The 26,193-nt window shown below is 68.7% G+C and carries 25 protein-coding genes; 13 read left to right on the top strand and 12 right to left on the bottom strand.

Annotation, left to right across the window (positions count from 1 at the left end):
- Window positions 1–42: 42 nt before the first annotated feature.
- The 4 genes from GGQ93_RS08270 to lpdA all read left to right on the top strand — a co-directional run bounded on the left by GGQ93_RS08270 (window position 43) and on the right by lpdA (window position 2,438).
- Window positions 43–261, top strand: coding sequence for a ribbon-helix-helix protein, CopG family (locus tag GGQ93_RS08270; RefSeq protein ID WP_183216326.1), 219 nt, complete (start codon window positions 43–45; stop codon window positions 259–261).
- A complete protein-coding gene (locus tag GGQ93_RS08265; protein WP_183216324.1) occupies window positions 255–620 on the top strand; it encodes a type II toxin-antitoxin system VapC family toxin in 366 nt (121 codons plus the stop codon). Before GGQ93_RS08270 ends, GGQ93_RS08265 begins: the two co-directional genes overlap by 7 nt.
- Window positions 620–754: a 2-oxo acid dehydrogenase subunit E2 gene (locus GGQ93_RS08260; RefSeq protein WP_183216322.1), complete on the top strand. Its 135-nt coding sequence runs from the start codon at window positions 620–622 to the stop codon at window positions 752–754. Before GGQ93_RS08265 ends, GGQ93_RS08260 begins: the two co-directional genes overlap by 1 nt.
- 286 nt (window positions 755–1,040) lie before the next feature.
- Window positions 1,041–2,438: a dihydrolipoyl dehydrogenase gene (lpdA, locus tag GGQ93_RS08255; protein WP_183216319.1), complete on the top strand. Its 1,398-nt coding sequence runs from the start codon at window positions 1,041–1,043 to the stop codon at window positions 2,436–2,438.
- A gap of 18 nt (window positions 2,439–2,456) precedes the next feature.
- Here the strand turns inward: lpdA and GGQ93_RS08250 are convergent, their stop codons facing one another.
- Complete coding sequence (locus GGQ93_RS08250) at window positions 2,457–3,254, bottom strand: SDR family NAD(P)-dependent oxidoreductase (protein ID WP_183216317.1); 798 nt, start codon at window positions 3,252–3,254, stop codon at window positions 2,457–2,459.
- Window positions 3,255–3,261: 7 nt separating this feature from the next.
- Window positions 3,262–3,732 (bottom strand): Rrf2 family transcriptional regulator, encoded by a 471-nt coding sequence (locus GGQ93_RS08245; RefSeq protein ID WP_054766795.1) that lies wholly within the window; start codon window positions 3,730–3,732, stop codon window positions 3,262–3,264.
- 167 nt (window positions 3,733–3,899) lie between these two features.
- Here GGQ93_RS08245 and GGQ93_RS08240 point away from each other — a divergent pair, with 167 nt between their 5' ends.
- From GGQ93_RS08240 to GGQ93_RS08210, 7 genes are all read left to right on the top strand, one after another.
- Window positions 3,900–5,876: a potassium transporter Kup gene (locus GGQ93_RS08240; protein WP_183216315.1), complete on the top strand. Its 1,977-nt coding sequence runs from the start codon at window positions 3,900–3,902 to the stop codon at window positions 5,874–5,876.
- Between the two features lie 47 nt (window positions 5,877–5,923).
- A complete protein-coding gene (locus tag GGQ93_RS08235) occupies window positions 5,924–7,267 on the top strand; it encodes an RsmB/NOP family class I SAM-dependent RNA methyltransferase (RefSeq protein WP_183216688.1) in 1,344 nt (447 codons plus the stop codon).
- A 47-nt stretch (window positions 7,268–7,314) separates the two neighbouring features.
- Entirely contained in the window at window positions 7,315–7,986 is a 672-nt protein-coding gene (gene rpe / locus GGQ93_RS08230; RefSeq protein WP_152949292.1) for a ribulose-phosphate 3-epimerase, read from the top strand.
- Complete coding sequence (locus tag GGQ93_RS08225; RefSeq protein ID WP_183216313.1) at window positions 7,983–9,836, top strand: heparinase II/III family protein; 1,854 nt, start codon at window positions 7,983–7,985, stop codon at window positions 9,834–9,836. The genes rpe and GGQ93_RS08225 overlap by 4 nt, the downstream gene beginning before the upstream one ends.
- Window positions 9,837–9,925: 89 nt before the next feature.
- The gene (gene purH / locus GGQ93_RS08220; RefSeq protein ID WP_183216311.1) at window positions 9,926–11,530 is read left to right on the top strand and encodes a bifunctional phosphoribosylaminoimidazolecarboxamide formyltransferase/IMP cyclohydrolase; all 1,605 of its coding nucleotides are present in this window, start codon (window positions 9,926–9,928) and stop codon (window positions 11,528–11,530) included.
- Between the two features lie 199 nt (window positions 11,531–11,729).
- The gene (locus tag GGQ93_RS08215; protein WP_183216309.1) at window positions 11,730–12,647 is read left to right on the top strand and encodes a dienelactone hydrolase family protein; all 918 of its coding nucleotides are present in this window, start codon (window positions 11,730–11,732) and stop codon (window positions 12,645–12,647) included.
- A 275-nt stretch (window positions 12,648–12,922) separates the two neighbouring features.
- A complete protein-coding gene (locus GGQ93_RS08210) occupies window positions 12,923–14,974 on the top strand; it encodes a S8 family peptidase (protein ID WP_311734592.1) in 2,052 nt (683 codons plus the stop codon).
- Window positions 14,975–15,101: 127 nt separating this feature from the next.
- Here GGQ93_RS08210 and grpE read toward each other — a convergent pair whose 3' ends face one another.
- The gene (gene grpE / locus GGQ93_RS08205) at window positions 15,102–15,740 is read right to left on the bottom strand and encodes a nucleotide exchange factor GrpE (RefSeq protein ID WP_183216307.1); all 639 of its coding nucleotides are present in this window, start codon (window positions 15,738–15,740) and stop codon (window positions 15,102–15,104) included.
- Window positions 15,737–16,789: a heat-inducible transcriptional repressor HrcA gene (gene hrcA, locus GGQ93_RS08200; RefSeq protein ID WP_183216683.1), complete on the bottom strand. Its 1,053-nt coding sequence runs from the start codon at window positions 16,787–16,789 to the stop codon at window positions 15,737–15,739. Before hrcA ends, grpE begins: the two co-directional genes overlap by 4 nt.
- 106 nt (window positions 16,790–16,895) lie before the next feature.
- Here hrcA and rph point away from each other — a divergent pair, with 106 nt between their 5' ends.
- Entirely contained in the window at window positions 16,896–17,621 is a 726-nt protein-coding gene (gene rph, locus GGQ93_RS08195) for a ribonuclease PH (RefSeq protein ID WP_054764458.1), read from the top strand.
- A gap of 61 nt (window positions 17,622–17,682) precedes the next feature.
- A complete protein-coding gene (locus GGQ93_RS08190; protein ID WP_156314142.1) occupies window positions 17,683–18,057 on the top strand; it encodes a hypothetical protein in 375 nt (124 codons plus the stop codon).
- Window positions 18,058–18,126: 69 nt separating this feature from the next.
- Here the strand turns inward: GGQ93_RS08190 and pnp are convergent, their stop codons facing one another.
- The 8 genes from pnp to GGQ93_RS08150 form a co-directional block, all read right to left on the bottom strand.
- A complete protein-coding gene (pnp, locus tag GGQ93_RS08185; protein WP_183216305.1) occupies window positions 18,127–20,349 on the bottom strand; it encodes a polyribonucleotide nucleotidyltransferase in 2,223 nt (740 codons plus the stop codon).
- A 245-nt stretch (window positions 20,350–20,594) separates the two neighbouring features.
- Entirely contained in the window at window positions 20,595–20,864 is a 270-nt protein-coding gene (rpsO, locus tag GGQ93_RS08180; protein ID WP_183216303.1) for a 30S ribosomal protein S15, read from the bottom strand.
- A gap of 80 nt (window positions 20,865–20,944) precedes the next feature.
- Entirely contained in the window at window positions 20,945–21,874 is a 930-nt protein-coding gene (gene truB / locus GGQ93_RS08175; RefSeq protein WP_183216301.1) for a tRNA pseudouridine(55) synthase TruB, read from the bottom strand.
- 134 nt (window positions 21,875–22,008) lie between these two features.
- Window positions 22,009–22,458 carry a 30S ribosome-binding factor RbfA gene (rbfA, locus tag GGQ93_RS08170; RefSeq protein WP_183216299.1) on the bottom strand — a complete coding sequence of 150 codons (450 nt, stop codon included), beginning with the start codon at window positions 22,456–22,458 and terminating at the stop codon, window positions 22,009–22,011.
- A gap of 65 nt (window positions 22,459–22,523) precedes the next feature.
- Entirely contained in the window at window positions 22,524–23,201 is a 678-nt protein-coding gene (locus tag GGQ93_RS08165; protein WP_183216297.1) for a DUF2459 domain-containing protein, read from the bottom strand.
- Between the two features lie 77 nt (window positions 23,202–23,278).
- Window positions 23,279–23,791: a hypothetical protein gene (locus GGQ93_RS08160; RefSeq protein ID WP_183216295.1), complete on the bottom strand. Its 513-nt coding sequence runs from the start codon at window positions 23,789–23,791 to the stop codon at window positions 23,279–23,281.
- A gap of 47 nt (window positions 23,792–23,838) precedes the next feature.
- Window positions 23,839–24,771: a Gfo/Idh/MocA family protein gene (locus tag GGQ93_RS08155; RefSeq protein ID WP_183216293.1), complete on the bottom strand. Its 933-nt coding sequence runs from the start codon at window positions 24,769–24,771 to the stop codon at window positions 23,839–23,841.
- A 3-nt stretch (window positions 24,772–24,774) separates the two neighbouring features.
- Window positions 24,775–25,938, bottom strand: coding sequence for a DegT/DnrJ/EryC1/StrS family aminotransferase (locus GGQ93_RS08150; RefSeq protein WP_183216291.1), 1,164 nt, complete (start codon window positions 25,936–25,938; stop codon window positions 24,775–24,777).
- Between the last annotated feature and the right edge of the window lie 255 nt (window positions 25,939–26,193).

The raw sequence follows: 26,193 nt of genomic DNA, 5'->3' as shown, positions 1-26,193 counted from the left end.
GCGCAGACATGATATACACATCATATATCATGGAGGCTTGAGATGCGTATTCTCGTGGACGCCAATGAGGCCCAGGTCGCCGCCTTGGACGAGCTCGCCAAGCGCGAGCAGCGGCCTCGCGCCGCCGTGATCCGCGCCGCCATCGACGACTATGTCGCGCGGAACGGTCGGAAAGCGACCCTCGAAGAGTCTTTCGGGATATGGGGCAAGGACGGTGAAGACGGCCTCGCCTACCAAGAGCGGCTCCGCAGCGAATGGTAGCGGCCCTGCTGGATTCCAATATTCTCGTCGATCACCTGAAGGGCTACCCACAGGCGACCGCCGAGATCGGACGCTACGAGAATCCGGCCATCAGCATCGTGACCTGGATCGAAGTCATGGTCGGTGCGGCGGATGAGTCCTCCAACCATACCCGACAGTTTTTGGACGGCTTCATAGTCATAGGCCTCGACGACGCTGTGGCCGAGCGAGCGGTCGTTCTGCGTCAGACCTACCGATTGAAATTCCCCGACGCCGTCATTTGGGCAGCCGCCCAGACGACGGGGCGGCTGTTGGTCACCCGCAACACCAAGGACTTTCCGGCCGATGAGCCGGGGGTTCGTGCGCCCTACCAACTCTGATGAAGGTCGTGCGCAAGATGATGAACCTGTCGTCCAGCTTCGATCACCGGATCGTCGACGGGCATGACGCGGCGGTGTTCGTGCAGCGGATCAAGGGGTTGCTGGAGCAGCCCGCGACACTGTGGATGGGGTGAGCTAGATGCAGGGTTTGGTTAGCAGATTGGGAACGCCAGAAGCGGTAAGAGTGGCGGGCGTGTTTTTGATGGTTTCTCTCGCGATCTCTGCGGCAGTGTCCGCTTGTTCGAATGTGACGAAGATCGTTCCAGTTGCAGATGGGTTCTATCGCATGAATGCCCTGACCGGCCGAGTAGAAGTTTGTCGTTCAGCCGGATGCTTCGAGGCCCAACAGTTCTCCATATCGACTCAATCGCTGCGTTCTTCCGGCGATAAACGGCGCTTTGACTTTGGGACAGACTCTCAGTGACCCAGACCCTGAAAACCAAAGTTCTCATCATCGGCGCGGGCACCGGCGGCTATGTCGCGGGCATCCGTTGCGGGCAGCTGGGCCTCGATACTGTGCTGGTGGACGGTGGCGACGGCCTCGGCGGGACCTGCCTGAACATCGGCTGTATTCCGTCTAAGGCTATCATCCATGCGGCGGGCAAGTTCGAGACCGTGGCCAAGGCGGCCGGGGGCGGGACCCTGGGCATCACGGCGGCCAAGCCGGCGATCGACCTGAAACAGACGGTCGCGTGGAAGGACGGGATCGTCCGCAAGCTGAACGCCGGCGTCGCGGCCCTGCTGAAGAAGGCCAAGGTCAAGGTCATCAAGGGCTGGGCCGAGTTCGCCGACGCCAAGACCTGCGTGGTGAAAACCGACGAAGGCGATATCCGCATCACCGCCGAACACGTCATATTGGCGACGGGGTCCGAGCCGGTCGAACTGCCCTTCCTGCCGTTCGGCGGCGACGTCATCTCCTCGACGGAGGCGCTGAGCCTGTCGGAGGTCCCGAAGAAGCTGGTCGTGGTCGGCGGCGGCTATATCGGGCTGGAGCTGGGCATCGCCTATCGAAAGCTGGGCGCCGAAGTCGCCATCGTCGAAATGGCCGACCGGATCCTGCCCCTCTATGACAAGGCCCTGACCGATCCGGTCGCCAAATGGCTGGAGAAGTACGGGGTCGAGCTTCATCTGGGCGCGCGGGCTGGCGGCTTCGGCGACGGAAAACTGTCGATCACGACCAAGGACGGCGAGCCGCTGCAGCTGGAGGCCGACAAGGTGCTGGTCACGGTCGGCCGTCGTCCGCGCACCCAGGGCTGGGGTCTGGAGAACATGGGCGTGGCCATGGCCGGTCCGTTCGTGAAGATCGACAACCGCTGCGCCACCAGCATGAAGAATGTCTGGGCCGTCGGCGACCTGACGGGCGAACCGATGCTGGCGCACAAGGGTTCGGCCCAGGGCGAGGTGGTCGCCGAGATCATCGCCGGCCACGACCGGGTGTTCGATCCCACGGCGATCGCCGCCGTCTGTTTCACCGAGCCGGAGATTGTTTCGGCGGGTCTGGGCCCCAGCGATGTCGAGGGCCGCGACGACGTGATCACCGCCGTCTTCCCCTTCGCCGCCATCGGCCGGGCCCTAGCCATCGAGGCCGGCGAGGACGGCGGCTTCGTGCGAGTGATCGCCTCCAAGGCCGACCACCGGCTGCTGGGGATCCAGGCCGTGGGCCAGCATGTGTCGGAACTGTCCAACAGCTTCGCCCAGATGCTGGAGATGGGGGCGGTGCTGGAAGACGTGGCCGGGACCATTCACGTCCACCCGACCCTGGGCGAAGCCTTCCACGAGGCGTCCCTGCGGGCCCTGGGCCACGCGATCCATATCTGACCTCGACCTGGAGCGGTCCTACAGCCGCTCCAGCCGCCTGGCGTGGTTCGCCACCATCTTCAGGGCCAGACCGTCGGGCAGGACGCGCGCCAGGCCCGCCATGACATTGTTCATGACGCCGGGCGTCACGCTGGCCCGGTTCGCCTCGCAGGCGTCGTAGCCGATCTGCGCCACGCGGGCGGCGTCCATCCACATCCAGGCCGGATAGGCGCGCGACACCTGATCGCGAGACCCATTGACGTCGTGGAACTCGGTCAGGGTGTAGCCGGGGTTCAGGACCGTGACGTGGACCCCCGTCCCCAGGGTCTCCAGATGCAGGCCCTGGGAGGCCTTGATGAGGAAGCTCTTGATCGGACCATACAGGGTGTCGCCGCCCGTCGCCGGCATCTGGCCCGCCAGGGAGGCGACGTTCAGCACCCGGCCGAAGCCCCGCTGGACCATGCCGGGCAGGACCAGGCGCGACAGCTCCACCGGCGCGGTCAGCATGACCTGGATCATGGCCCGGTGGGCCGCGAGGTCGGTGTCGAGGAAGCCGGTGACCCGGCTGAAGCCCGCATTGTTGACGAGGCCGTCAACCGTCAGGCCCCGCGCCGCAACGGCCGCGATCAACCGTTCAGGGGCGGCCGGATCGGACAGATCCTCGGGGATCACGGTCGCGGTCACCCCGTGGGCGGCGGTCAACTCGTCCGCCAGCCTCGTCAGCGGCCCCTCGCGGCGCGCGGTCAGGATCAGGTTCCAGCCCTTGGCCGCATAGGTCCGGGCCAGGGCGGCGCCGATGCCGGCCGAGGCGCCGGTGATCAGGACCGTCCGTCTCATCGGGGCGTCAAGCCGCGACGGGGCAGGATTTGTGCGGCGTAAAGGCCGCCAGCGACACAGGATTTTCCGCCAGCAGATCGGCGATGGTGATCTTGGACAGGGCCTCGGTCGCGGCCTCGTCGGCGGCGGTCAGGGCCTTGGCCACCTGGCGCGGGATATGTTCGCTGATCGGGCAGCCCTTGGCGCCGGACGGCGGCGAGCCGATGTGGGCGCAACCGTTGACGGCCTTCAACACCTCGTCCAGCCGGATGTCCTGCGGCTGGCGCAGCAGCCAGGAGCCGCCGGTCGCGCCGGGGCGGGTGGCGATCAGACCGGCCTTTGCCAGCAGGGCCGTCACCCGGCGCACCACAACCGGATTGGTGGGTATGGAGGAGGCCAGAACGCCGCTGGGCGCCGCCCGATCAGGCGAAAACGCCCCCTTGTGGGCCATATAGGCCAGGGCGTGGGCGGCGACGGGGAAGCGCTGGCTGTCTGACATGATCGTGTTCCTGAAGGGAAAATAGGCGCTCGCGCGCCGAATCACAAATCTCCGCCTGTCCGGAGAAACCGAATCCCGCGCGCCGCGATTGAAGCGGACGCGGAATGAGCCTAAAGGCTCGCCGCTTTGAAGGGCTCGACCTGTCGTCGACGACCCGGAGGATACGCATGGCCGGGGACACTCCCCACGACGCGGGCGCTCTCCCCGCCGCGTCGAACACGCCGAACAAGTCCACCCACGCCACGGGACCCGAGTCCCAAGCTCCAGCAGGCCAGATCGCCAAACACGGCGGCTTCTGGGCCCTGACGGTCGGCGCGATCGGCGTGGTGTTCGGCGACATCGGCACCAGCCCGCTCTACGCCCTGCGCGAGGCGATCGATCACGCCCGCTCGGGCGTGGGCGGCGACCTGGCCGTGGTCGGCGTGGTCTCCCTGGCCTTCTGGGCCCTGATGGTGGTGGTGACGTTCAAATACGTCTTCTTCCTGATGCGGGCGGACAACAAGGGCGAGGGCGGCACCCTGTCCCTGATGGCCCTGGCCCAGCACGCGGTCGGACGGCGCAGCGCCTGGATCTTCATCCTGGGCGTCTGCGGCGCGGCCCTCTTCTATGGCGACGGCATCATCACCCCGGCCATTTCGGTGCTGTCGGCCGTCGAGGGCCTTCAGGACGCGCCGGGCCTGGCCGGACGTCTGGATCCCTTCATCGTGCCGATCTCCGCCGGGATTCTGGTGGCCCTGTTCATGGCTCAGTCGGGCGGCACCGCCAGCCTGGCCAAATATTTCGGCCCGATCACCGCCGTCTGGTTCCTCAGCCTCGGGGGGCTGGGTCTTTATCACATCTTCGACGACGTCAGCATTCTGCGGGCTCTCTCGCCCCACTACGGCGTCATGCTGCTGATCAATGACGGCTTCCTGGGCTTCGTCATCCTGGGCAGCGTCTTCCTGGCCGTGACCGGCGCCGAGGCCCTGTATGCGGACATGGGCCATTTCGGAAAGGCGCCGATCCGCATGGGATGGCTGGCCTTCGTCCTGCCCTGCCTGACCCTGAACTATCTGGGCCAGGGCGCCCTGATCCTGGACAATCCGGCCGCGTCGGAGAACCCCTTCTGGAACATGGTGCCGGAGATGGCCTATTGGCCGATGCTGATCCTGGCCACCGCCGCCACCGTCATCGCCTCCCAGGCCGTGATCACCGGAGCCTTCTCGGTCACCCAGCAGGCGGTGCAGCTGGGCCTGCTGCCCCGGATCGACATTCGCAACACCTCCGAAACCCAGGCGGGCCAGATCTTCGTGCCGGCGGTCAACACCTTCCTGATGATCGGGGTCCTGCTGCTGCTGGTGGTCTTCCAGAGCTCGCACAATCTGACCGCCGCCTATGGTGTGGCCGTCACCGGGACCATGCTGGTCAACACCCTGATGAGCTATTCGGTGATCACCAAGGGCTGGAAATGGCCGATGTGGGCGGTCGCCGGAACCCTGATCCCCTTCGCCTTCATCGACAGCGTCTTCCTGACCTCCAACCTGCTGAAGATTCCCGACGGCGCCTGGATGCCCCTGGTTCTGGGGGCGATGCTGGTCCTGATCATGTGGACCTGGGTGCGCGGCACTCAGATACTGACGACCAAGACCCGCAAGGATAGCCTGCCTCTGACCGACCTGATCGAGATGCTTCAGGCCCGGCCGCCGCACCGCGCGCCCGGCACGGCCATCTTCCTGACCAGCGATCCCGACGTCGCCCCGGTCGCCCTGATGCACAATCTCAAGCACAACAAGGTCCTGCACGAGAAGAACGTCATCCTGACCGTGCGCACCTCCGAGCGGCCCCGCGTCAAGGAGGCGGATCGGGTGCGGATGGAGCCGATCAATGACGACTTCAAGAAGCTGACCATCACCTATGGCTTCATGGAGACGCCGAACGTGCCGCGCGCCCTGGGTCTGTGCCGCAAACAGGGACTGAAGTTCGACATCATGTCGACCAGCTTCTTCCTGGGCCGCCGGTCGCTTATCCCGTCGGCGCGCCAGGGCATGCCCCTGTGGCAGGACCGGCTGTTCATCTTCCTGATGCGCAACGCCGCCAATCCGACCGACTTCTTCCACATCCCGCCCGGCCGCGTGGTCGAGCTGGGCGCCCAGGTGGCGGTTTGAGGCCGGGCGCCCGGCCGGGCCAGAACTCCGAGGCGCGGGGCCGCCGGATGGCGACCAAGGGCAAGCCGCGTCCCGCTTCTGCGTCGGAAGCCTCGTCTGAAACCCCGCACCAGGACGATATCGGGGTGGAGGCCCGCCTCGTCGCCGGCCTGTTGCTGAACGCGGCGCTGGAGCGACGCAACGGACTGGACGAGGCCCTGGCCCAGCCGCCCGCCCGCGCCCTGGCGCCGGTCGATCGCGCCTTCGCCCGCGCCGTGGCCATGGCGGCGCTCCGTCGCCTGGGCGAGATCGACCAGATACTGGATCGCCGCCTGCAGAAGTCTCCGCCCGAGGCCGTCCGCACCCTGATGCGCATCGCCCTGGCTCAGACCCTGGTGCTGGAGACCCCGGCCTTCGCCGCCGTCTCCACGGCCGTGAAACTGGCCGAGCGGGACCCCAAGACCCGGCCGTACAAGAACCTGGTCAACGCCGTGCTGCGCGGGGTGGGGCGCGACGGCCCCGGCCTGACCACGGCCGAGAGCAATCTGCCCGACTGGATCGCCGCCCGCTGGCGTGCGACCTATGGCGAGGCGGCCCTGACCGGCCTGGCCCTGGCCGCGCGCGAGGAGCCGCCGACCGATCTCAGCCTCAAGCCCGGCGTCGATCCCGCCGCCGTCGCTCAGGCGGTTGAGGGCGAGGTTCTGGACGGGGGTACGGTCCGCACCGGCCGGCGCGGCGATGTCGCCACCTGGCCCGGCTTCGAGACCGGCGACTGGTGGGTTCAGGACGCCGCCGCCGCCGTTCCTGGCCGCCTGCTGGACGTCAAGCCCGGCGAGACCGCCCTCGACATGTGCGCCGCCCCCGGCGGCAAGACCCTGCAACTGGCCGCCGCCGGCGCTTCGGTGGTCGCCCTGGACCGGTCGGCCCCGCGCCTGAAACGTCTGACCCAGAACCTGGAGCGCACCGGCCTCGCCGCCGAGGTGGTCGCCGTCCCGGCCGAGGACTGGGAGGACGACCGCACATTCGACGCCGTGCTGCTGGACGCCCCCTGCACGGCCACCGGCACCTTCCGCCGCAATCCGGAAGTCCTGCGCGCCACCAAGCCGGCCGAGGTCGCCAAACTGGCCGACGTCCAGCACCGGCTGCTCGACGCCGCCGCCGAACGGGTCAAGGCGGGCGGCCGTCTGGTCTATTGCACCTGTTCGCTGGAGCGCGAGGAGGGCGAGACCCAGGTGATCGCCTTCCTGCGCCGCAACCCCGGTTTCCGCACGGTTCCGGCCGACCCCGCCGCCGTCGGCGCCCCGGCCGAGGCCCTGACGCCGGAAGGCTGGCTGCGCATTCTGCCGTCCCAATGGGCCGAACGCGGCGGCCTGGACGGCTTCTTCGCCGCACGGCTGGAGCGGATTTCCTGACGGTCGGCGGCTTGCCCCCGTGGGCAAGCCGTCCTATCCGAGGGGCCATGGCCGCACCCCTGATCTGCCCATCCATCCTCGCCAGCGATTTCGCGCGCCTGGGTGAAGAAGTCCGCGCTCTGGAAGCCGCCGGCGCCGACTGGATCCACATCGATGTGATGGACGGCCATTTCGTGCCCAACATCACCCTGGGTCCCGACATCGTGAAGGCGCTCCGACCGCACACCCGTCTGCCGTTCGACGTCCATCTGATGGTCGCGCCGGTCGATCCGTGGCTGGAGGCCTATCGCGAGGCCGGGGCCGATCTGCTGACGGTCCATCCCGAAAGCGGGCCGCACGTTCACCGCACCCTGGGCCGGATCCGCCAGCTGGGCGCCAAGGCCGGTCTGGTCTTCAATCCGGGCACGCCCCTGTCGATCCTGGAGGAGGTGGTCGATCTGGTGGACCTGGTGCTGATCATGTCGGTCAATCCGGGCTTCGGCGGACAGAAGTTCATCGACGGTTCGCTGCGTAAGATCGAAAGGGCGCGCGCCATTCTGGATCGCGCCGGATCGCCGGCCCATCTACAGGTGGACGGTGGCGTGACCTCAGCCAATGCGGGCGCCTGCGTCGGCGCGGGGGCCGACGCCCTGGTCGCGGGCTCCTTCGTCTTCAAGGGCGATTATGCGGCCAATATCGCCGCCCTGAAGTCCGCCCCGAACGCTTCGACCGCCGGGTGAGCCCCTTGGGTCCCTTCGCTCCGCGGCGCGAGCCCGAGACGCCGGACGTCGCCTCGGGCCAGATTCCGGGCCTTCCGGGCGCGCCGGTCCGCACGCCCGTCCGGGCGGGGCAGGCGGCGACCAGCGCCGGTCTTTGGCCCGCCATCGCCGGGCGTCTGATCACCCGTCAACTGTGGATCGAGCTTTACGGCCTTCCTGGCTATGGTCTGACCCTGGGCCCGGTGCTGGGCGGGGGCAAGGTCACGGCCTTTGCGGCGACGCCGAGAGATTTCCGGCCGCACGATTCCGCCCCGGGCAAGAACCTGCTGGTCGGGCGCTTTATCCTGGCCGGCGCCTCCATGGAGGTGGAGCCCCCGTCCGATCCATGGAACCGACCCAGTCCGTCGCGGCCCTTCGCCGTCGAATTGCACGCCTTCAACTGGCTGCCGGCCCTGATGGCCCAGGGCGAGCGCGGCGCGCGCGAGGCCCTGCGCCTGACCCTGGCCTGGGCTGACGCCTTCGCCCGCTGGTCGCCCTTCGCCTGGGGGCCGGAGATTCTGCCGCGCCGGGTGATCAACCTGGCCTGCGCCGCCCGCCGCATGGGGGCGGTGGCGACCGAGGCGGAACGGTTGAGGCTGGCCGACAGTCTGGCGCGCCAGACGCGCCAGCTGTTGCGTCCGCCGGGCGGCCTGGCCACGCGGGCGGAGCGTCTGACCGCCGCCGCCATCGGGGGCTGCGTCCTGGCCGGCGCGCCGGGGCAGGGCCTGCGTCGCCGCGCCCTGGGCGGTCTGGCGGGGGCGCTGCGCGTCACGGTTCACGACGACGGTTCGCATGCGTCACGCAGTCCCGAGGCGGGGCTGGAGCTGCTCTTGGACCTCCTGACCCTCGACGACGCCCTGGCCCAGCTGTCCGAACCGACGCCGCAGCCGGTGTCGGAGGCGATCGACCGCCTGACCCAGGGCTTGCGCCTTCTGACCCTCCCCGACGGGCGGCTGGCCGGTTTTCAAGGCGGCGGTCCCTCATCGGCCGCCCGTGTGGCCGCCGCCCGCGCCCATGACGAGGCCGCGACGGCGAGCCGTGCGGCCGATCCCACCCATCCGCCGGTCGGCCGGATCGGCGGACTGGTGCGGATCGCCAGCCCCCTGTTGTCCATCGTCGCCGACGCTGCCTCGCCCGCGCGCGGCGCCTGGGGCGCCACGGCCTGCGCCCAGCCGCTGGCGCTGGAGATCGCCTGCGGCAAGGACCGTCTGGTCACCGGCTCCGGCTGGACCCCCGCCGCCACCGATCGTCAGGCCCTGCGCCTGACCCCCGGCCATTCGACCCTGACCCTGGGCGAGCGGTCGCTGAACGAACCCTTGGGTGGCTGGAAGGGCGAGCTTCTGGGACCGCGCCTGGTCGGGCCGCCGATCCATGTGACCACCGACCAGAGGGAAGCCGAGGGGGCGGTCTGGCTGGAGATGGAGCATGACGGCTGGAACGAAGCCTTCGGCCTGAACCACCAGCGGCGCCTGTATCTGGACCAGAGGCTGGACGAGTTGCGGGCGGAGGAGAAGCTTTTCCCGACGCCCGGCCGCAAGGAGGTGATCCGCCAGATCGCGGCCCCCTACGCCATCCGCTTCCATCTGGAGCCGGGGGTTCAGGCCTCGCTGGCGCGGGACCGTCGCTCGATCCTGCTGCGCGGCGCCTCGGGCCGGGGCTGGTGGTTCCGCACCGACGGCCCCGACGTGGCCATAGAGCCCAGCGTCCATATCGACGCCGGGCTGACCCGCCGATCGCTGCAGATCGTCGTGCGGGGATCGGCCCGCACCGACAGCGAGAGCCGGATCCGCTGGAAGCTGAGCCCGGCGGGCGCGAGCGGCGATCCGAGTTGATCCTCGTCAGAAACCGTCCGTGGGGTGACGAGGCGGCCGTTTGGCGCTAGAGGGCGCCCCATCCTCCCCCAGCCTTCACGGACGCCGCCATGCCCGCCGCTCCCGACTTTCCGCCCGCCCCTGATCGGGTCAAGCCGCAACGCGCCCTGATCTCCCTGTCCGACAAGGCCGGGCTGGAAGAGGTCGCCCGCACCCTGAACGACCTGGGCGTCGAACTGGTCTCGACCGGGGGCACCAAGGCGGCGATCGCCAAACTGGGCCTGCCGGTCAAGGATGTGGCCGATCTGACCGGCTTCCCCGAGATGATGGACGGCCGGGTCAAGACCCTGCACCCTGTGGTCCACGGCGGCCTCCTGGGCGTGCGCGACGCGGCCGACCACGCCCAGGCCATGACCGACCACGGCATCGGCGCCATCGATATCGTCTGGATCGACCTCTATCCGTTTGAATCAACCGTTGCGGCGGGCGGTTCGTTCGAGGCGGCGGTCGAGAATATCGACATCGGCGGCCCGGCCATGATCCGTTCGGGCTCCAAGAACCACGGCTATGTCGCCGTCGCCGTCGACGGCGAGAGCATCGGCCTGATCCTTGAGGCGCTGAAGGCGGAAGGCTCGACCGATCTGGCCCTGAGAAAGCGGCTGGCCGCCCGCGCCTTCGCCCGCACCGCCGCCTATGACGCCGCCGTCTCCGCCTGGTTCGCCCAGCAGGTCGAGGACGCCGCCCCGGCCCGCAAGTCGATCGCCGGTTCTCTGGCCCAGACCCTGCGCTATGGCGAGAACCCGCACCAGACCGGCGCCTTCTACCGCACCGGCGAGCGCCGGCCGGGCGTGGCCTATGCGACCCAGGTCCAGGGCAAGGAGCTGGGCTACAACAATATCGCCGACGCCGACGCCGCCTATGAGCTGGTCGCCGAGTTCGAGGCCCCGGCCTGCGTCATCGTCAAACACGCCAACCCCTGCGGCGTGGCCGTGGGCAAGGATCTGTCGGAAGCTTATGCCCGCGCGCTGGAATGCGACGCCGTCTCGGCCTTCGGCGGCGTGATCGCCGTCAACCGGCCGCTGAACGGCGACGACGCCCGCGCCATCACTGGAATCTTCACCGAGGTCGTCATCGCCCCCGGCGCCGACGACGAGGCCAAGGCCGTCTTCGCCGCCAAGAAGAACCTGCGCCTGCTGATCACCGACGGCCTGCCCGATCCGCACGGGCCGGGCGAGGTCTTCCGTTCCGTCGCGGGCGGCTTCCTGGTCCAGAGCCGCGACCGGTCGCTGATCAAGCCGTCGGACCTGAAGATCGTGACCAAGCGCCAGCCGACGCCGACCGAGATCCAGGACATGCTGTTCGCCTTCACCGTGGCCAAACACATCAAGTCCAACGCCATCGTCTACGCCAAGGACGGCCAGACCGCCGGCATCGGCGCGGGCCAGATGAACCGCCGCGACAGCGCCCGTATCGCCGCCATCCGCGCCAAGGAGGCCGGCGAGGCCAAGGGTCTGACCACTTCGCTGGCCGAGGGGTCGGCCTGCGCCTCGGAAGCCTTCTTCCCCTTCGCCGACGGCCTCTTGGAAGCCGTCGCGGCCGGGGCCACGGCGGTGATCCAGCCCGGCGGCTCGATGCGCGACGCCGAAGTCATCGCCGCCGCCGACGAGAAGGGGATCGCCATGGCCTTCACGGGCGTGCGGGTCTTCCGGCACTGACCTCTTGGGGAAGAAGGGCGCTATCGCTCGCGACGCGGTCGCTCGCTGCTTGAGCGGGATTTTGTCCACTACCGCTCGCGACGCGGTCGCGCGCTGCTTGAGCGGCCTGCTTTCCGTCGTTGACGTCCTCGCGTTCGTGACTGGACGCCCCCCGCGCGCCGTGATGGTCTGGCGGTTCCCCCGTTTCTGGAGCCGTCCCATGACCACCCTGATCCGTCCCGAAGGCCAGACCGCCGATGATCTGAAGCTCAGCCGCAGGGCGGTGGGGGCGGTGGGGGCGGTGGGGGCGCTTGGGGGGCTGTTTTTTTCCGGCTATGCGGTCGCCGCCCTGGCCAGGGAGGCCAAGCCGATCACCACCGACGCCGCCGGATTGGAGACGGCGGAGGTCGCCTATCCGGCGCCGGACGGGTTTCAACTGCCGGCCTATGTGGCGCGTCCGGCCGGAGACGGCCCCTTCCCCGTCGTGATCGTCGTGTCCGAGATCTTCGGGGTTCACGACTATATCAAGGACGTCTGCCGCCGCCTGGCCAAACAGGGCTACGCCGCCATCGCCCCGGCCTTCTTCGTCCGGGTCGAGGATCCGGCGCCCCTGTCCGACATGGGCCGGATCATGCAGATCGTGGGCGCGGCGAACTATGAACAGGTGATGGGCGACCTGTCGGCCACCCTGGAATGGGCCAGCCAGCAGCTGTGGGCGCGCGACGGCAAGGTCGGGATCACCGGCTTCTGCTGGGGCGGCAAGGTGGTGTGGCAGGCGGCGGCGCGCTTCGCCGCCATCGGCGCGGGCGTGGCCTGGTACGGCCGTCTGGCGCCGGCGGCGGACGCGACCCCGGCCCAGGTCTCGTCCGGCCAGCCCTGGCCGGTCGATCTGGCCGACGACCTGAAGGCGCCGGTGCTCGGCCTCTACGGCGGTCAGGACCAGGGCATTCCCCTGGCCAGCGTCGAGCGGATGCGCCAGGCCCTGGCCCGCGCCGGTCAGACCCAGAGCCGGATCGACGTCTATCCCCACGCCCCGCACGGCTTCCACGCCGACTACCGCGCCAGCTACGCCGAGGCGGACGCCAAGGACGGTTGGGCCAAACTGCTGGCGGTTTTCGATAAAGCGTTAAAGAATTAGGCGGTTACTGGGTGAAGGCGCGGCGACCGACCGCGCGGCTCGGGAGGAACGACGTGGTCGGAAAACAGTTGAAGCGGGCGATTCTGCTGAGCGTCGGTCTTCTGGCCCTGCCGCTGGCGGCCTGCGGCGGGGGTGGCGGCGGAGGAGGCGGTTCCGGTTCGGTCACGCCGGTGATTCCCCCTCCTCCTCCTCCTCCCCCTCCCCCGCCTCCACCGCCGCCACCTCCCCCTGCGCCGCCGTCCACCACGTCCGCCGAATATGAGCGCAACTATGGCGTGGCCAATGTGAAGGCTGAGGCGGCGTGGCGGGCGGGCGCCACCGGGAGCGGTGTGACGGTCGCCGTGGTCGATTCCGGCGTCAGCCGAGACACGGCGGATTTGGTGGGGCGGATTTCCGCCGCCTCGACCGACGTGGTTCCCGGCCGTAATGCGCCCTATGTCGCCGACAGCAGCCACGGGACACGGGTCTCCGGGGTGATCGCCTCCAACTTCAACGGCCAGGGCACGATCGGCGTCGCCTACGAATCCACGATCTTGTCGATCCGCACCGACATCTCCGACTGCGAGGAGAAGAACACCGACGTCTGTTTCAGCAGTTCGGACCTGGTCCGGGCCCTGGACTACGCCGTGGCCAATGGGGTCAAGATCATCAACATGTCCCTGGGCGGCGACGACCGTCTGGGTTCGGCCTTTGAGGCCGCGCTGCTCCGGGCGGTCAATTCGGGGGCGGTGATCGTCGCCTCCTCCGGCAATGACGGCGAGGCCAATCCCGGCTGGCCGGCGCGCTACGCCGTCGATCCGCGCTTCGCCGGGGCCGTGATCGCGGTGGGATCGCACAACGCCTCCAACGCCATGTCCAGCTTTTCGAACAGGGCCGGGGTGGCGGCGGCGGGCTATATCTCGGCGCCGGGCGAGGCGATCGTCACAGGCTGCGATACGACCAGCTGCTGGCGGGTCAGCGGCACGTCCTTCTCGGCCCCGCACGTCGCCGGCGCCCTGGCCCTGTTGATGGACGCCTTTCCCAATCTGACCGGCCGCCAAGCCCTGTCCCTGCTGATAGAGACTGCGCGGGACGCCGGGGACGCCGGGACCGACGTCGTCTATGGCCGCGGTCTTCTGGACCTGGCGCGCGCCTTCCAGCCGGCGGGGACCACTTCTGTGCCCCTGGCGGACGGCGCGACCCTGGTCGCCGCGACGGAGCCCGGCAGTTTTGTCGGCTCGGCCTTCGGCGACGCCTTTGCACGCCAGACGGCGCTCGAGACCGTGCTGTTCGACGGCTATGATCGAATGTTCGCGGTCCAGCTGGGCGGCGCCTATCCGACGGCGCCCAGCCGTTCGTACCAGGCTGCGCCGTTCGAACCCAGCCGCACCGCCACGACCAGCCTCAGCCTGCCCCGCGGCGGGCGGCTGAGCCTGACGGCGGCCCAGCTTGACGAACCGGTCGAGGCGGTGACGGCCCGCCGCGACCTGACCGACGCGCCCTGGCTGGGCGACGAACCCCGCCAGGAGGCCCTGCTGGATCTGGAGATCGGCCGCCTGAACTTCGCCACCTGGCAAGGTCGCGGCGGCGCCGTCTCTCCGTTCAAGGGCGCGGCCGGCGACGGTTTCGCCGCCCTGGCCCAGGCCGATCATGCGGCGCGCGGTCAGGTTCGGCTCGGCGCCTTCACCCTGGCGGCCGAGAGCGGCGGGGGGGACCGTCGCATGCCGCTGCGTCGGGTCGAGGAAGCGGCCTCGACCTACAGCCGCGCCACCCTGGCCTGGCGCGGCGCCGACGGCGGCCTGTCGCTGAGCCTGGGCGCCCTGGACGAACGGCTGGGGCCCTTGGGGGCCTTCATCCCGGGCGGTTCGGACTTCGCCCTGCCGTCGCGGACCCGCTTCTATGCGGTCGGCGGGGACTGGGCCCTGCGACCGGGTCTGGCCCTGCTCGGCGAGGTCGGCGTGGGCGCCACCGAGACCGAAGGCCGTTTCCTGTCGACGGACGGGGCGGCGATCAGCTCCAACTGGCGGCTGGCCCTGCTGACGGGTTGCACCGCCCTGTGCGATCGGATCAGCTTCACCGTCTCACAGCCGCTCCGGATGGAGCGGGGAACCTTTTCGGCCTGGCTGGCGGACGTGCCGGTCGATTATTTCGACCCCCTGACCTATTCGCGGCGCCGCTTCTCGGCCGCGCCCAGCGGGCGTCAGATCGACTTCATCCTGGGCGGCGAACGCAGTCTGAGGGACGGCTCCAGCCTGTCGCTGCAAGCCGTGGCCAGCCGCGAGCCGCGCCACACCGCCGACGCCGCGCCCGAGTTCGCCCTGATCGGGGGCTGGCGACGCCGGTTCTGAGGGGGTGTCGGCGCTGGTGAAGGTGAGCGAGAATTGTGCGGCCTCGAACATCGTGCCGAACGCCTCGCTCACCTGCCGCTCACCAGCACTATTCACTAGCACAAACCCCCTCAGAGGAGGGCGGTGATCAAGCCTTGCCGTCGAAGGCGTGAGTCTGGGGTTCGCCGCCGCCGCCGCCATAGGGGTTTGACGGCTGGGCGCCCGATCCCTTGGCGGCCACCACCACCATGGCCGGGCGGATCGTGCGGCCGAACAGTTCGAAACCGGACTGCATGGTCTGGACCACGGCTCCGCCCGGCACCGTGTCCGACGGCTGTTCAATCATGGCCTGGTGCAGATGGGGGTTGAAGGCCTCGCCGGCCTCGGGCGCGACCCGCTTCAGACCGTTGGTCTCGAACGCCTGCAGCAGGGCCTTCTGCGTCATTTCCAGACCCGTCACCAGACCGGCCGTGGCGCCCTCGGCGTCCTTGGGCGCAGCCATCAGGGCGCGCTCCAGATTGTCGGCCACGCCCAGCAGATCCTTGGCGAAGCGCTGGATGGCGTAGGCGCGGGCGTCGTTCTGCTGGGCCTCTGAACGGCGCTTCAGATTCTCCATCTCGGCGGCGACGCGCAGGGCGCGGTCCTTCCACTCGTCCCGCTCGGCGATCACGGCGTCCAGCGGCGCCAGATTGTCCGAGGGATCGGCGTCCAGCCCGTGTTCGGCGTTGGCCTGGGCCATGTCGGCGTCCAGTTCGTTGAAATCGTCGTTCTGGGGTTTGTCGCTCACGTTTCTTTCCCGTCCAGCATTCGGCCCAGCACCCGGGCGGTATAGTCCACCAACGGAATGACACGGGCGTAGTTCAGTCGCGCCGGTCCTATGACGCCTATGGCGCCCAGAACCCGCTGTCGGCCGCTCATATAGGGCGCCGCGATCACGGCGGAACCCGAAAGTGAAAACAGACGGGTTTCAGCGCCGATGAAAATCCGCACCCCCTGCGCCGCATCCACACCGTCCAGCAGGCCGATCAGCTGTTCCTTCTGCTCCAGGTCGTCGAACAGGACCCGCACCCGCTCCAGATCGGCCAGGCCTTCGCCGTCCTGCAGCAGATTGGCCCGACCCCGCACGATCAGGGCCCGCTCGCGGTCCGGCCCGCCGGACCAGGCGGCCAGACCGTCCTCGACCAGCCGGGCGGCGGCCTGGTCCAGCTCGCGCCGGGCGATCTCCAGCTCCTGGGTCATTTCCCGCTTGGCCTCGGCGAAGGGCCGGCCGCGCAGTCGGGCGTTCAGGAAGTTGGAGGCCTCCGCCAGGGTCGAGGGGGTGACCCCCGCCGCCAGGCTCATGATCCGATTCTCCACCGTGCCATCGTCGGCGACGATGACCGCCAGGGCCTGATCGCCGCCAAGCGCCACGAACTCAACATGTTTGACCCCGGCGTCGCGCACCGGGCTGGAGACCACGCCTGCGCCCCCCGCCAGGCCCGACAGCAGATTGGACGCCTCGTCCAGGGCGGCCTCGAAATTGCGGCCCCGGCCGGCCAGGCGGGCGTCGATCTCGCGCCGCTCCTCCTTGGTCAGGTCGCCGATTTCCAAGAGGCCGTCGACAAACAGGCGCAGACCCGCATGGGTGGGAATCCGCCCCGCCGAGGCGTGGGGCGAGGCCAGAAGGCCCGCCAGGGTCAGGTCCTGCATCGTATTGCGGATCGAGGCCGGCGACAGGGCGATCCCGCCCAGCGACAGGGTCCGCGACCCCACCGGCTCGCCCGTCTCCAGATAGCTCTCCACAATGCGCCGGAAGATGTCGCGCGCGCGCGCGTCCAGGCCGGCCAGCCCCGCCAGAGACTGGCCCGTCGCCGGACCGCCGTCGAACGGCGGGGTTTTGGGGGCATACAGGCTCACGTTTTCAGGATAATCACCGCCGCCCCAGCTTCCAAGGACTCATCTCATGCGCCATTCGCAACGCACCGACGCCCAGCTGCGTCCCGTGACCATCGAGACCGGCGTCAATCGCTACGCCGAGGGCTCGTGCCTGATCACCTTCGGCCACACCAAGGTTCTGGTGACGGCCTCGGTCGAGGAGACCATTCCCGGCTGGATGCGGGGCAAGGGCCAGGGCTGGGTCACGGCCGAATACGGGATGCTGCCCCGCGCCACCCACACCCGCGGCCGCCGCGAAGCCGCCGCCGGCAAACAGACGGGCCGGACGCAGGAGATTCAGCGTCTGATCGGCCGCAGCTTGCGCGCCGTCGTCGATCTGAAGGCGCTGGGCGAGCGTCAGGTGGTGCTGGACTGCGACGTGATCCAGGCCGACGGCGGCACCCGCACCGCCGCCATCACCGGCGCCTGGGTCGCCATGGCCTCGGCCCTCAACTATCTGCGCGACGAAGGCGTGCTGAAGGCTGATCCGATTCTGGACCAGGTGGCGGCGGTGTCCTGCGGCGTCTGCGACGGGGTTCCGGTGCTGGACCTGGACTATGAAGAGGATTCCGAGGCCGAGGCCGATTCCAACTTCGTCCTGACCGGTTCGGGCCAGATCGTCGAGATCCAGGCCACGGGCGAAAAGCGCGGCTTCACCCGCGCCGAGTTCGACCGCCTGTTCGCCCTGGCCGAGACCGGCTGCGCCGAACTGTTCGCCCTGCAGAAGGCGGCGCTGGAGGCGGTGCGCTCTTAAGGAGTTTCGTGCGTTCAACAGGCGGGTCATCGTGGCTATGACCCTCAGCCCGGAGATGTCGATGCGCCCTTTCCTGTCCGCCTGTTTCGCCCTGTCGGCCGCCCTCGCGGTCGCCGCCTGCCAGTCCGGGGAGGACAGGACCGCGCCCGCTGCGGACCCCGGTTCGGGCGCGCAGACCATAGCAGAGACGGCTCCGGGTCCGGCGTCTTCGGATCAGCCCGATACGGGCGCTGAACGAGGCCTCGCAGCCCAGACCGCATGCCGCGCGGATATCGGCGAGGCGGCGGCGGCGCGTCTGGTCGAGCGCTGCATCAAGGTCAGCCCGGCCACCCATCCGCCCTGCCACGCCGACAATCCCTGCGCCCTGATCCGGGGCGAGATCGACCGGTCCTGCAAGCTGTGGGACAAGGATCCGCCCGCCGAATGCCGCTCTTGAGACGGCTGTTATGAAAAAGGCCCCGCCGTCGCCGGCGGGGCCTTCGTCATTCAAACCTCAGGCCGAGGCTCAGTCGCGACGGCGACGGCCGCGATCGCCGCCTTCGCGCTTGGGACGGCCGCCGGTGTCTTCCGACAGCGGCTCCTCCCCGCGTTCGGCGCGTTCGGCGTTGATCTTGTCGGTGATGTCTTCGCCGGTGGTCTGGTCCACGACCTTCATCGACAGCTTGGTCTTGCCGCGGTCGTCGAAGCCCAGGAACTTGACCTTGACCTCCTGGCCTTCCGACAGGACGTCGGCCGGGTTGGCGACGCGTTCCAGAGCGATCTGGGACACGTGGACCAGGCCGTCCTTCGCGCCGAAGAAGTTCACGAAGGCGCCGAAGTCGACGACCTTGACCACCTTGCCGGAGTAGATGGCGCCCACTTCCGGTTCCGAGGCGATGGACTGGATCCAGGCCTTGGCGGCGTCGATCTTCTCCTGGTCATTGGCGGCGATCTTGATCGTGCCGTCGTCGCCGATGTCGACCTTGGCGCCGGTCTTCTCGACGATCTCGCGGATCACCTTGCCGCCCGAACCGATCACTTCACGGATCTTGTCGACCGCGATCTTGATCGTCTCGATCTTGGGCGCGTGCTCGCCCAGGGAGGCGCGCGGGGCGTCCATGGCCTTGGACATCTCGTCGAGGATGTGCAGGCGGCCGGCCGAGGCCTGGGTCAGGGCCTGTTTCATGATCTCCTCGGTGATGCCGGGGACCTTGATGTCCATCTGCAGCGAGGTGATGCCTTCCGAGGTGCCGGCGACCTTGAAGTCCATGTCGCCCAGGTGGTCTTCGTCGCCCAGGATGTCCGACAGGATGGCGAACTCGCCCGACGGCTCCAGGATCAGGCCCATGGCGATGCCCGAGACCGGACGGACCAGCGGCACGCCGGCGTCCATCAGGGCCAGGGACGAACCGCAGACCGTGGCCATCGAGGACGAGCCGTTCGACTCGGTGATCTCGGAGACCAGGCGGATGGTGTAGGGGAAGTCTTCCTTCTTCGGCAGCATCGGACGGATGGCGCGCCAGGCCAGCTTGCCGTGACCGATTTCGCGACGGCCGGGCGAACCCATGCGGCCGGCTTCACCCACCGAATAGGGGGGGAAGTTGTAGTGCAGCAGGAAGGACTCCTTATAGGTGCCCTGCAGGCTGTCGATGTACTGTTCGTCCTCGCCGGTGCCCAGGGTGGCGACGACCAGGGCCTGGGTTTCGCCGCGGGTGAACAGGGCCGAACCGTGGGTGCGCGGCAAGACGCCGACTTCCGATACGATGGCGCGGACCTTGTCCAGGGCGCGGCCGTCGACGCGGTGGGCGTTCTCGATGATGTCGCGACGCAGGACCTCGGCTTCGCACTCCTTGAAGGCGGCCGAGAATTTGGAGCTGTCGACGCCCTCGGGCTTGTCGTCGGTCTTCACCAGGGCTTCCGCCGCCTTCTTCTTGGCGGCGTCGACGCCGGAACGGCGGTCGTACTTGCCCGGATGGGCGTAGGCGGCCTTGATCTCATCGCCGACCAACGACTTGATCGAGGCGACGACGTCGGAATGGTCTTCGGCCTGGAAGTCGAACGGCTCCTTGGCGGCGTGTTCGGCCAGGTCGATGATGGCGTCGATCACCGGCTGCATGCCGGCGTGGGCGAACATCAGCGCCTTCAGCATGGTCTCTTCCGACAGCTCCTTGGCTTCGGATTCCACCATCATCAGGGCGTCCTGGGTGCCGGCGACCACCAGGTCCAGCTCGGAGCCTTCCATCTGGTCCACGGTCGGGTTCAACACCAGCTCGCCGTCGATGAAGCCGACGCGGGCGGCGCCGATCGGACCCATGAAGGGCACGCCGGAAATGGTCAGGGCGGCTGAGGCGGCGACCATGCCCAGAACGTCCGGGTCATTCTCCAGATCGTGCTGCAGCACGGTGACGACGACCTGGGTCTCGTTCTTGAAGCCCTTGACGAACAGGGGGCGGATCGGGCGGTCGATCAGGCGGGAGACTAGGGTCTCCTTCTCGGTCGGCCGGCCTTCACGCTTGAAGTAGCCGCCCGGGATCTTGCCGGCGGCGAAGGTCTTTTCCTGGTAGTTGACGGTCAGGGGGAAGAAGTCCAGGCCCGGCTTGGGCGAGCGGCCGTAGACGACGGTCGCCAGGACCACGGTCTCGCCATAGGTCGCCAGCACGGCGCCGTCGGCCTGGCGGGCGATGCGGCCCGTCTCCAGAGTCAGCGGGCGTCCGGCCCACTCGATCGTCTTGCGTTTGATATCGAACATATTTCGTCTTTCGTATCCCGGACGGCGTATTCCGTGCGGGGTCCCATCATTGGGCGGATGCGTCGGCGTTCAGTCCTTCGATCCAAAGGCCGCCGCGCCATCGCGGAGACCCGGTTGAGGACCGGCTCGGCCCTCGCGTCTGCGCCGTTAAAGTCCTGCGGCGCTCAGGTGGTCTCTAGTTGCACAACGAGGCGCGGACGTGACCGCCCGCGCCTCGAAATGCAGTCTTACACGGATCCGCGCCCTTAGCGACGCAGGCCCAGCTTGGCGATGAGCGCCTGATAGCGCCCGGTGTCGACCTTGTTCAGGTGGTCGAGCAGACGGCGGCGTTGCGACACCATCTTCAGAAGGCCACGGCGAGAGTGGTTGTCCTTCTTGTGCGTCTTGAAGTGTTCGGTGAGGTTGGCGATGCGCTCCGACAGGATCGCGACCTGAACCTCGGCCGAGCCGGTGTCGCCGGCGGTGCGGGCGTTGTCGGCGATGATTTCGTTCTTGCGTTCAGCAGTGATCGACATCGAAGGAGTCCTTTCCTGGCCTATCGCGCTTCGCGCTGGTTGAGGCCGTGGGGTCTCGGCCCTTGCCGAATGGCCCGGGCCTAGAGGTTGAAAACGCGGTCGGGTTCTAACCGGCCGGCCCGCAACTGACAGAGGGCGACGAGGGTCTGGCCCTGGAAGGCTGAAACCGTTCGCGAGCCGTCTGACAGACGGGTCTTGAGGGTTTCCACCTGACGGGGGAGCAGAACGATCGGTCGTCCCTGCCGAAGCGAGAAGGCGTCCTGTTCCGTCACGGCCAGATCCGGGATGTCGTCCAGAGCGGTCGCGACGGGAAGCAAGCCTTCCGAGGCGGCGCCCCTATGCACCATTTCCTCCAGAGAATCCAGAGTGACGGCGTTTTCCGTGCTGAAGGGCCCGACCCGCTCGCGCCGCAGGGCTGACACATGACCCTCCGCGCCCAGGGCCAAGGCCAGGTCGCGCGCCAGCGAACGGACATAGACGCCCTTGCCCGTCAGGATGCGGATCTCGACATGATCGGCGTCCGGCGCGGCCGTCGCCTCGGCCGAATGGATGACCACCCGCCGGGACGGCAGTTCGAAATCCACCCCGTCGCGGGCCAGATCATAGGCGCGGGCGCCGTCCACCTTGATGGCCGAGAAACGCGGCGGGGTCTGGTCGATCTCGCCGACGAAGGCCGGCAAGGCGGCCTTCACCTGGTCGAGGGGCGGGCGCACGTCGGAGCGGGCGATGATCTCGCCCTCCCGGTCCACGCTGTCGGTCGAGACGCCCCAATTGATCGTGAAGCGATAGACCTTCTTCGCCTCCATCATCATCGGCACGGTCTTGGTCGCCTCGCCCAGGGCAATGGGCAGGACGCCGCTGGCCAGGGGATCCAGCGTCCCGGCGTGACCGGCCTTCTGGGCGTTGAACAGGCGGCGGATGCGGCTGACCGCCTCGGTCGAACCCATCTCGAACGGCTTGTCCAGGCAGACCCAGCCGTCAACGACGTCGCCCTTCTTCTTGCGGGCCATCTAAATCCTCCCCCGTCGGGGGAGGGGGACCGCGCGCAGCGGGGTGGAGGGGGCTGATCCGCGCGTGGTGTCTGGGGTGAGCCCCCTCCACCGCTTCGCGGTCCCCCTCCCCCAATGGGGGAGGATCGCCGGCATCAGTCTTCAACCTCGTCGCGGCGTTCCAGGTCGGCGCGGACGCGGGGGTCGTCGAACAGACGGTCAATGTGGCTGGCGGCGTCGAAGCTCTCGTCGTGGCGGAACTTCAGGTCGGGAGTAAACTTCATGTCCAGCCGGCGGCCCAGCTGGCCGCGCAGGAATTTGGCGTGGAGGTTCAGCGCCTTGATGATCTCGCTCTCATGGCCGGCGACCGGAGCGGTCTCGACACCGGCGCCCAGGGGTTCGACGAAACAGGTGGCGTGCTTCAGGTCCGGCGACAGGCGGACCTCGGTCACGGTGACCGAGACCCCGGCCAGGGCCTCGTCGTGGATGTCCTCCTCGCGCAGGATGTCGACCAGGGCGTGGCGGATCAGTTCGCCGGCGCGCAGCTGGCGCTGGCTGGGACCGGCAAGGCCGGATGAATTTCGGGTGTGTTGCTTACGGGCCATCGGCCGCTCCTTCTTCATCGCCCGCCGGGGTTCGGACCCGGCCGGATAAGCGAAAGGCGGGCGGTCTAGGCGTGTGGGACCGCCGTGTCCAGTTCTGCGGCCCGGACGGACCGCATCACCTCGCTGGAAAAGATCGACCGCGCGGGGCGGATCGTCACGCCGCCGGCGTTCAGGACGCCGGCCGTCCAGTGGTTGCAAAGGTGCAGGATGGAAAAGGTCTCACGACTGGCGAAGAAGCGGGCGTGGTCGCCGGGGCGGGCGGCGGCGACGCGGGGCGCGCCGCTCGACAGGTCCAGCGACGCCTCGATCCGATCCGCCATCCGGTCGAAGGCGACGGGCGTCAGATGAAGGGCGGCCCGCCGATCGGGGGCGTGTCGCGCGCGCGGGTCGCCTGATTCGGGATCCAGCATGACGACGGACGGATTGCCGGGCCGGAAGAAGGCGCGCGCGCCGTCGGGCAGCCGATCCGGAATCGGGCTCTGATCGACATAGAATCGGGCGTCGCCCCAGCCGACCAGAATCCAGTCACCCGGCGCCAGGGTCTCAACCGCCCGTCCCAGGGCGCCGCCTCGCCGTTCAAGCGCGGCGCGGGGCAGGGCCAGATCGGAATGAAAGCCGTTGTCCAGCAAATAGATCACGATCGGGGCCTCGGTCGCCGGCGGCGCGGCCGGACCGAGGCGGGTCCAAGTCAGAAGGGCGGCGACAAGGCCGATCAAAACCGCCAGGGGCAGGGCCCATCGCATCGCCGTCATCTCCGAAGGTTCGGTCGATCGCCAGACTAGGCGATCAAGCGGTGCGGTTGGAAGGCGGGTTCGCCCAATCAGGCGCCGGGGGCGTCGGCGAAGGGGGAGGCCGGCGCCGTCTGCCACTCTCCACGCCATTCATAGGTCAGGGTCACGCAATGACGGTGGGTCCCGTCGGCCCAGCGACCGACTGCGTTCAAGGTCAGGGGGCGTGGCGCGCGGATGCGGCTTGCCGCCAGCCAGACCTGGTCGGCCCCCGGACACAGGGCGCGGGCCAGACCGCGCCCGTCGCCGACCTGCTGCACTTCATAGAGGTCCGCGCCTCGGGCGTCCTCCGGCAGGATCCGCCGGGCTGCATCGGGGCCGCCGCGCGCCAGGTCGGCCGAGCCACGGGCGGTGGTCGAGAACAGCCGCTCTATGGCGACGGCGCCGAACAGGCCGCGCCGCACCTGAAGGGTGATCCCCTTGGTGAGGGCCTGGGTGATCCGATCTGTGGCGTTGTAGGAGAAGTAGCGGGTGTCGGCCTGGGCCGGGGCGGCGGTCGACACGGTCAACAGGGCGATGGACAGGGCGGCGAGGGGCGTGCGCATGCCTCTTTCCTTCCTCTCCATTGCGGCGACTTTAGGCCTCGTCCCGATCAGTGTTCACCCAGGCAGCGCAGCGCGACCTCGAGATTGCGCAGGCCGTCTTCGCCCGTAACCGCCGGGGTCTCGCCGGCGTGGATGGCGCGGGCGAAGGCCTCAAGCTCCTTCTTCAGCGGTTCGGCGGGCCAGCTGTTCAGCATTTTCGTCGAATAGGAGCCGTCGGGCTGCTGGCCGAAATATTCGGTCACCTGGCGGGTGATCAGGTCGGCGACGATGAACTTGGTCTTGGTGGCCACTTGCAGGGTGCGGGTCTTGTAGGGGGTGACCCAGTTGGTGGTGATGTGGGCGATGACGCCGTTGTCCAGCCGGAACTGCAGCAGGGCCGTGTCCTCGCGCTCGGCGCGGGTGCGGGCCAGCTGAGGCTGGACCTCGACGATCTCGGACCCGGTCAGGTGGCGGATGATGTCGATGTCGTGAACCGCCAGGTCGATGACCACCCCGACCTCGCCCATGCGGGGCGGGAAGGGGCCGACGCGGGTGATCTGGATGGAGATGATCTCGTCGTCGGCGACGGCTCGCTTGACCGTCTCGACGGCCGGATTGAACCGCTCGACCTGGCCGACCATCAGGACGCGGTCATTGGCCTTGGCGGCGTCGATCATCCGCTGGGCGTCGGCCACGGTGGCGGCGATGGGCTTTTCGACCAGGACGTGGACGCCCTTTTCCAACAGGGCCACCCCGACTTCGGCGTGGAAGCGGTTGGGCGTCGCGACGACGGCGGCGTCCAGGCCGGCGTCGACGAAGGCCTGGGCCGTCGTGACCGGGGTCGCCTCATAGGCGGCCGCAACGCCCTCGGCGACGACCGCATCGGGATCGAAGACCGTGGTCAGGTCGAACTCGCGCATCTCGGCCGCGACGCGGGCATGGTTGCGGCCCATGACGCCGACGCCGGCGACGCCGAACTTGAGGACGGGGGTGTTCGGCATGGTTCAGCCCTTGTAGCCGGCGACGGCGGCGATGATCCGGTCCTGGGTCGCCTCATCCAGGTCCGAGTGCATGGGCAGGCTGAGGACTGCATCCTTCAGCCGCTCGGTGACCGGCAGGCCGCCGGCGCCCTGGGGGAACCGCTGGTAGGCCGGCTGCAGGTGCATGGGCACCGGATAGTAGACGGCGGTGGGCACGCCCTGTTCCTTCAGATGGGCGGCCAGGCCGTCGCGGTCCGCATGCTCGATCGTGTACTGGGCCCAGACGGACACGCCGCCGTCGATGACATGGGGCACGGCCGAGACATGGGGGGCCAGACGTTCATTGTAGCGGGCGGCGATCCGGTTGCGCCATTCGATCTCCTGACCGAACACCTTCAGCTTCTCGATCAGGACGGCGGCCTGGATGGTGTCCAGCCGGCTGTTCATGCCGATGCGCATGGCCAGATATTTAGGGTCATGGGCGAAGGCGGCCGCCCCGGCCTCCAGGTCCTTGGCCACGACCTTCCCGTGGACGCGCAGGGAGTCCATCTCCTGGGCCAGGTCGTCGTCGTTGGTCAGCACGGCTCCGCCGTCGCCGTAACAACCCAGCGGCTTGGCCGGGAAGAAGCTGGTCGTGATGACGTCGGCCCAGTTCAGGGGATGGGCGCCGTTCAGGGTGCAGCCGAAGCCTTGGGCCGAGTCCGAAATCAGCTTCAGACCGTGGCGGTCGCAGATGGCCCGGATGGCGGGATAGTCGGCCGGCTGGCCGAACAGATCGACGGCGATGACCACCTTGGGCGTCAGGCGCCCCTCCGCCTCGACCGCCTCGATGGCGGCCTCGAGCTTGGCCGGGTCCATATTGTAGGTGCGGGCGTCGACGTCGACGAAGACCGGCGAGGCGCCCAGCCAGGGCACGACCTCGGCCGTGGCGGTGAAGGTGAAGCTGGGGCAGAAGACAGCGTCGCCGGTGCGGATGCCCCAGGCGATCAGCGGCAGGATCAGGGCGTCGGTGCCGTTGGCGCAGCCGAGCGCATGCTTGGCCTGGCCGAAGGCGGCCAGGTCGGCCTCGAACTGACGGACCTGGGGCCCCATGACCCAGGCGCCGCCGACGACGGCCTCCTGGACGGCGGCCTCGATCTTGCCGGAGAGGCGCAGGCGCTGGGCCTGGAGGTCAATGAAGGGGATCATGCGGGCGCTCTCCACGGTGATTCGGGGGCGGCGGACCGACGGATCGGCCGCGAGGATGGCCGCCCTCCTAGCAAGATCAGTCCCAGGGGCCAAACGGGGCTGCGTCACTTCGCGTTGCCCTTTGCAACGTTAGAGCCTGATCCGTTGAGGAGGAACCGCCTCGCGGCTCCGCCTGAAACGATCATGCTCTAGGGCGGTGTTCGACCGCTCTTGGCGCCGGCTTGTCCTCATCCTAAGCCAGGTTCCTTTTCTAAC

This window comes from Brevundimonas aurantiaca, from assembly GCF_014199955.1.
Lineage (GTDB): Bacteria > Pseudomonadota > Alphaproteobacteria > Caulobacterales > Caulobacteraceae > Brevundimonas > Brevundimonas aurantiaca.
This window is presented reverse-complemented; position numbering and strand designations above follow the sequence as displayed.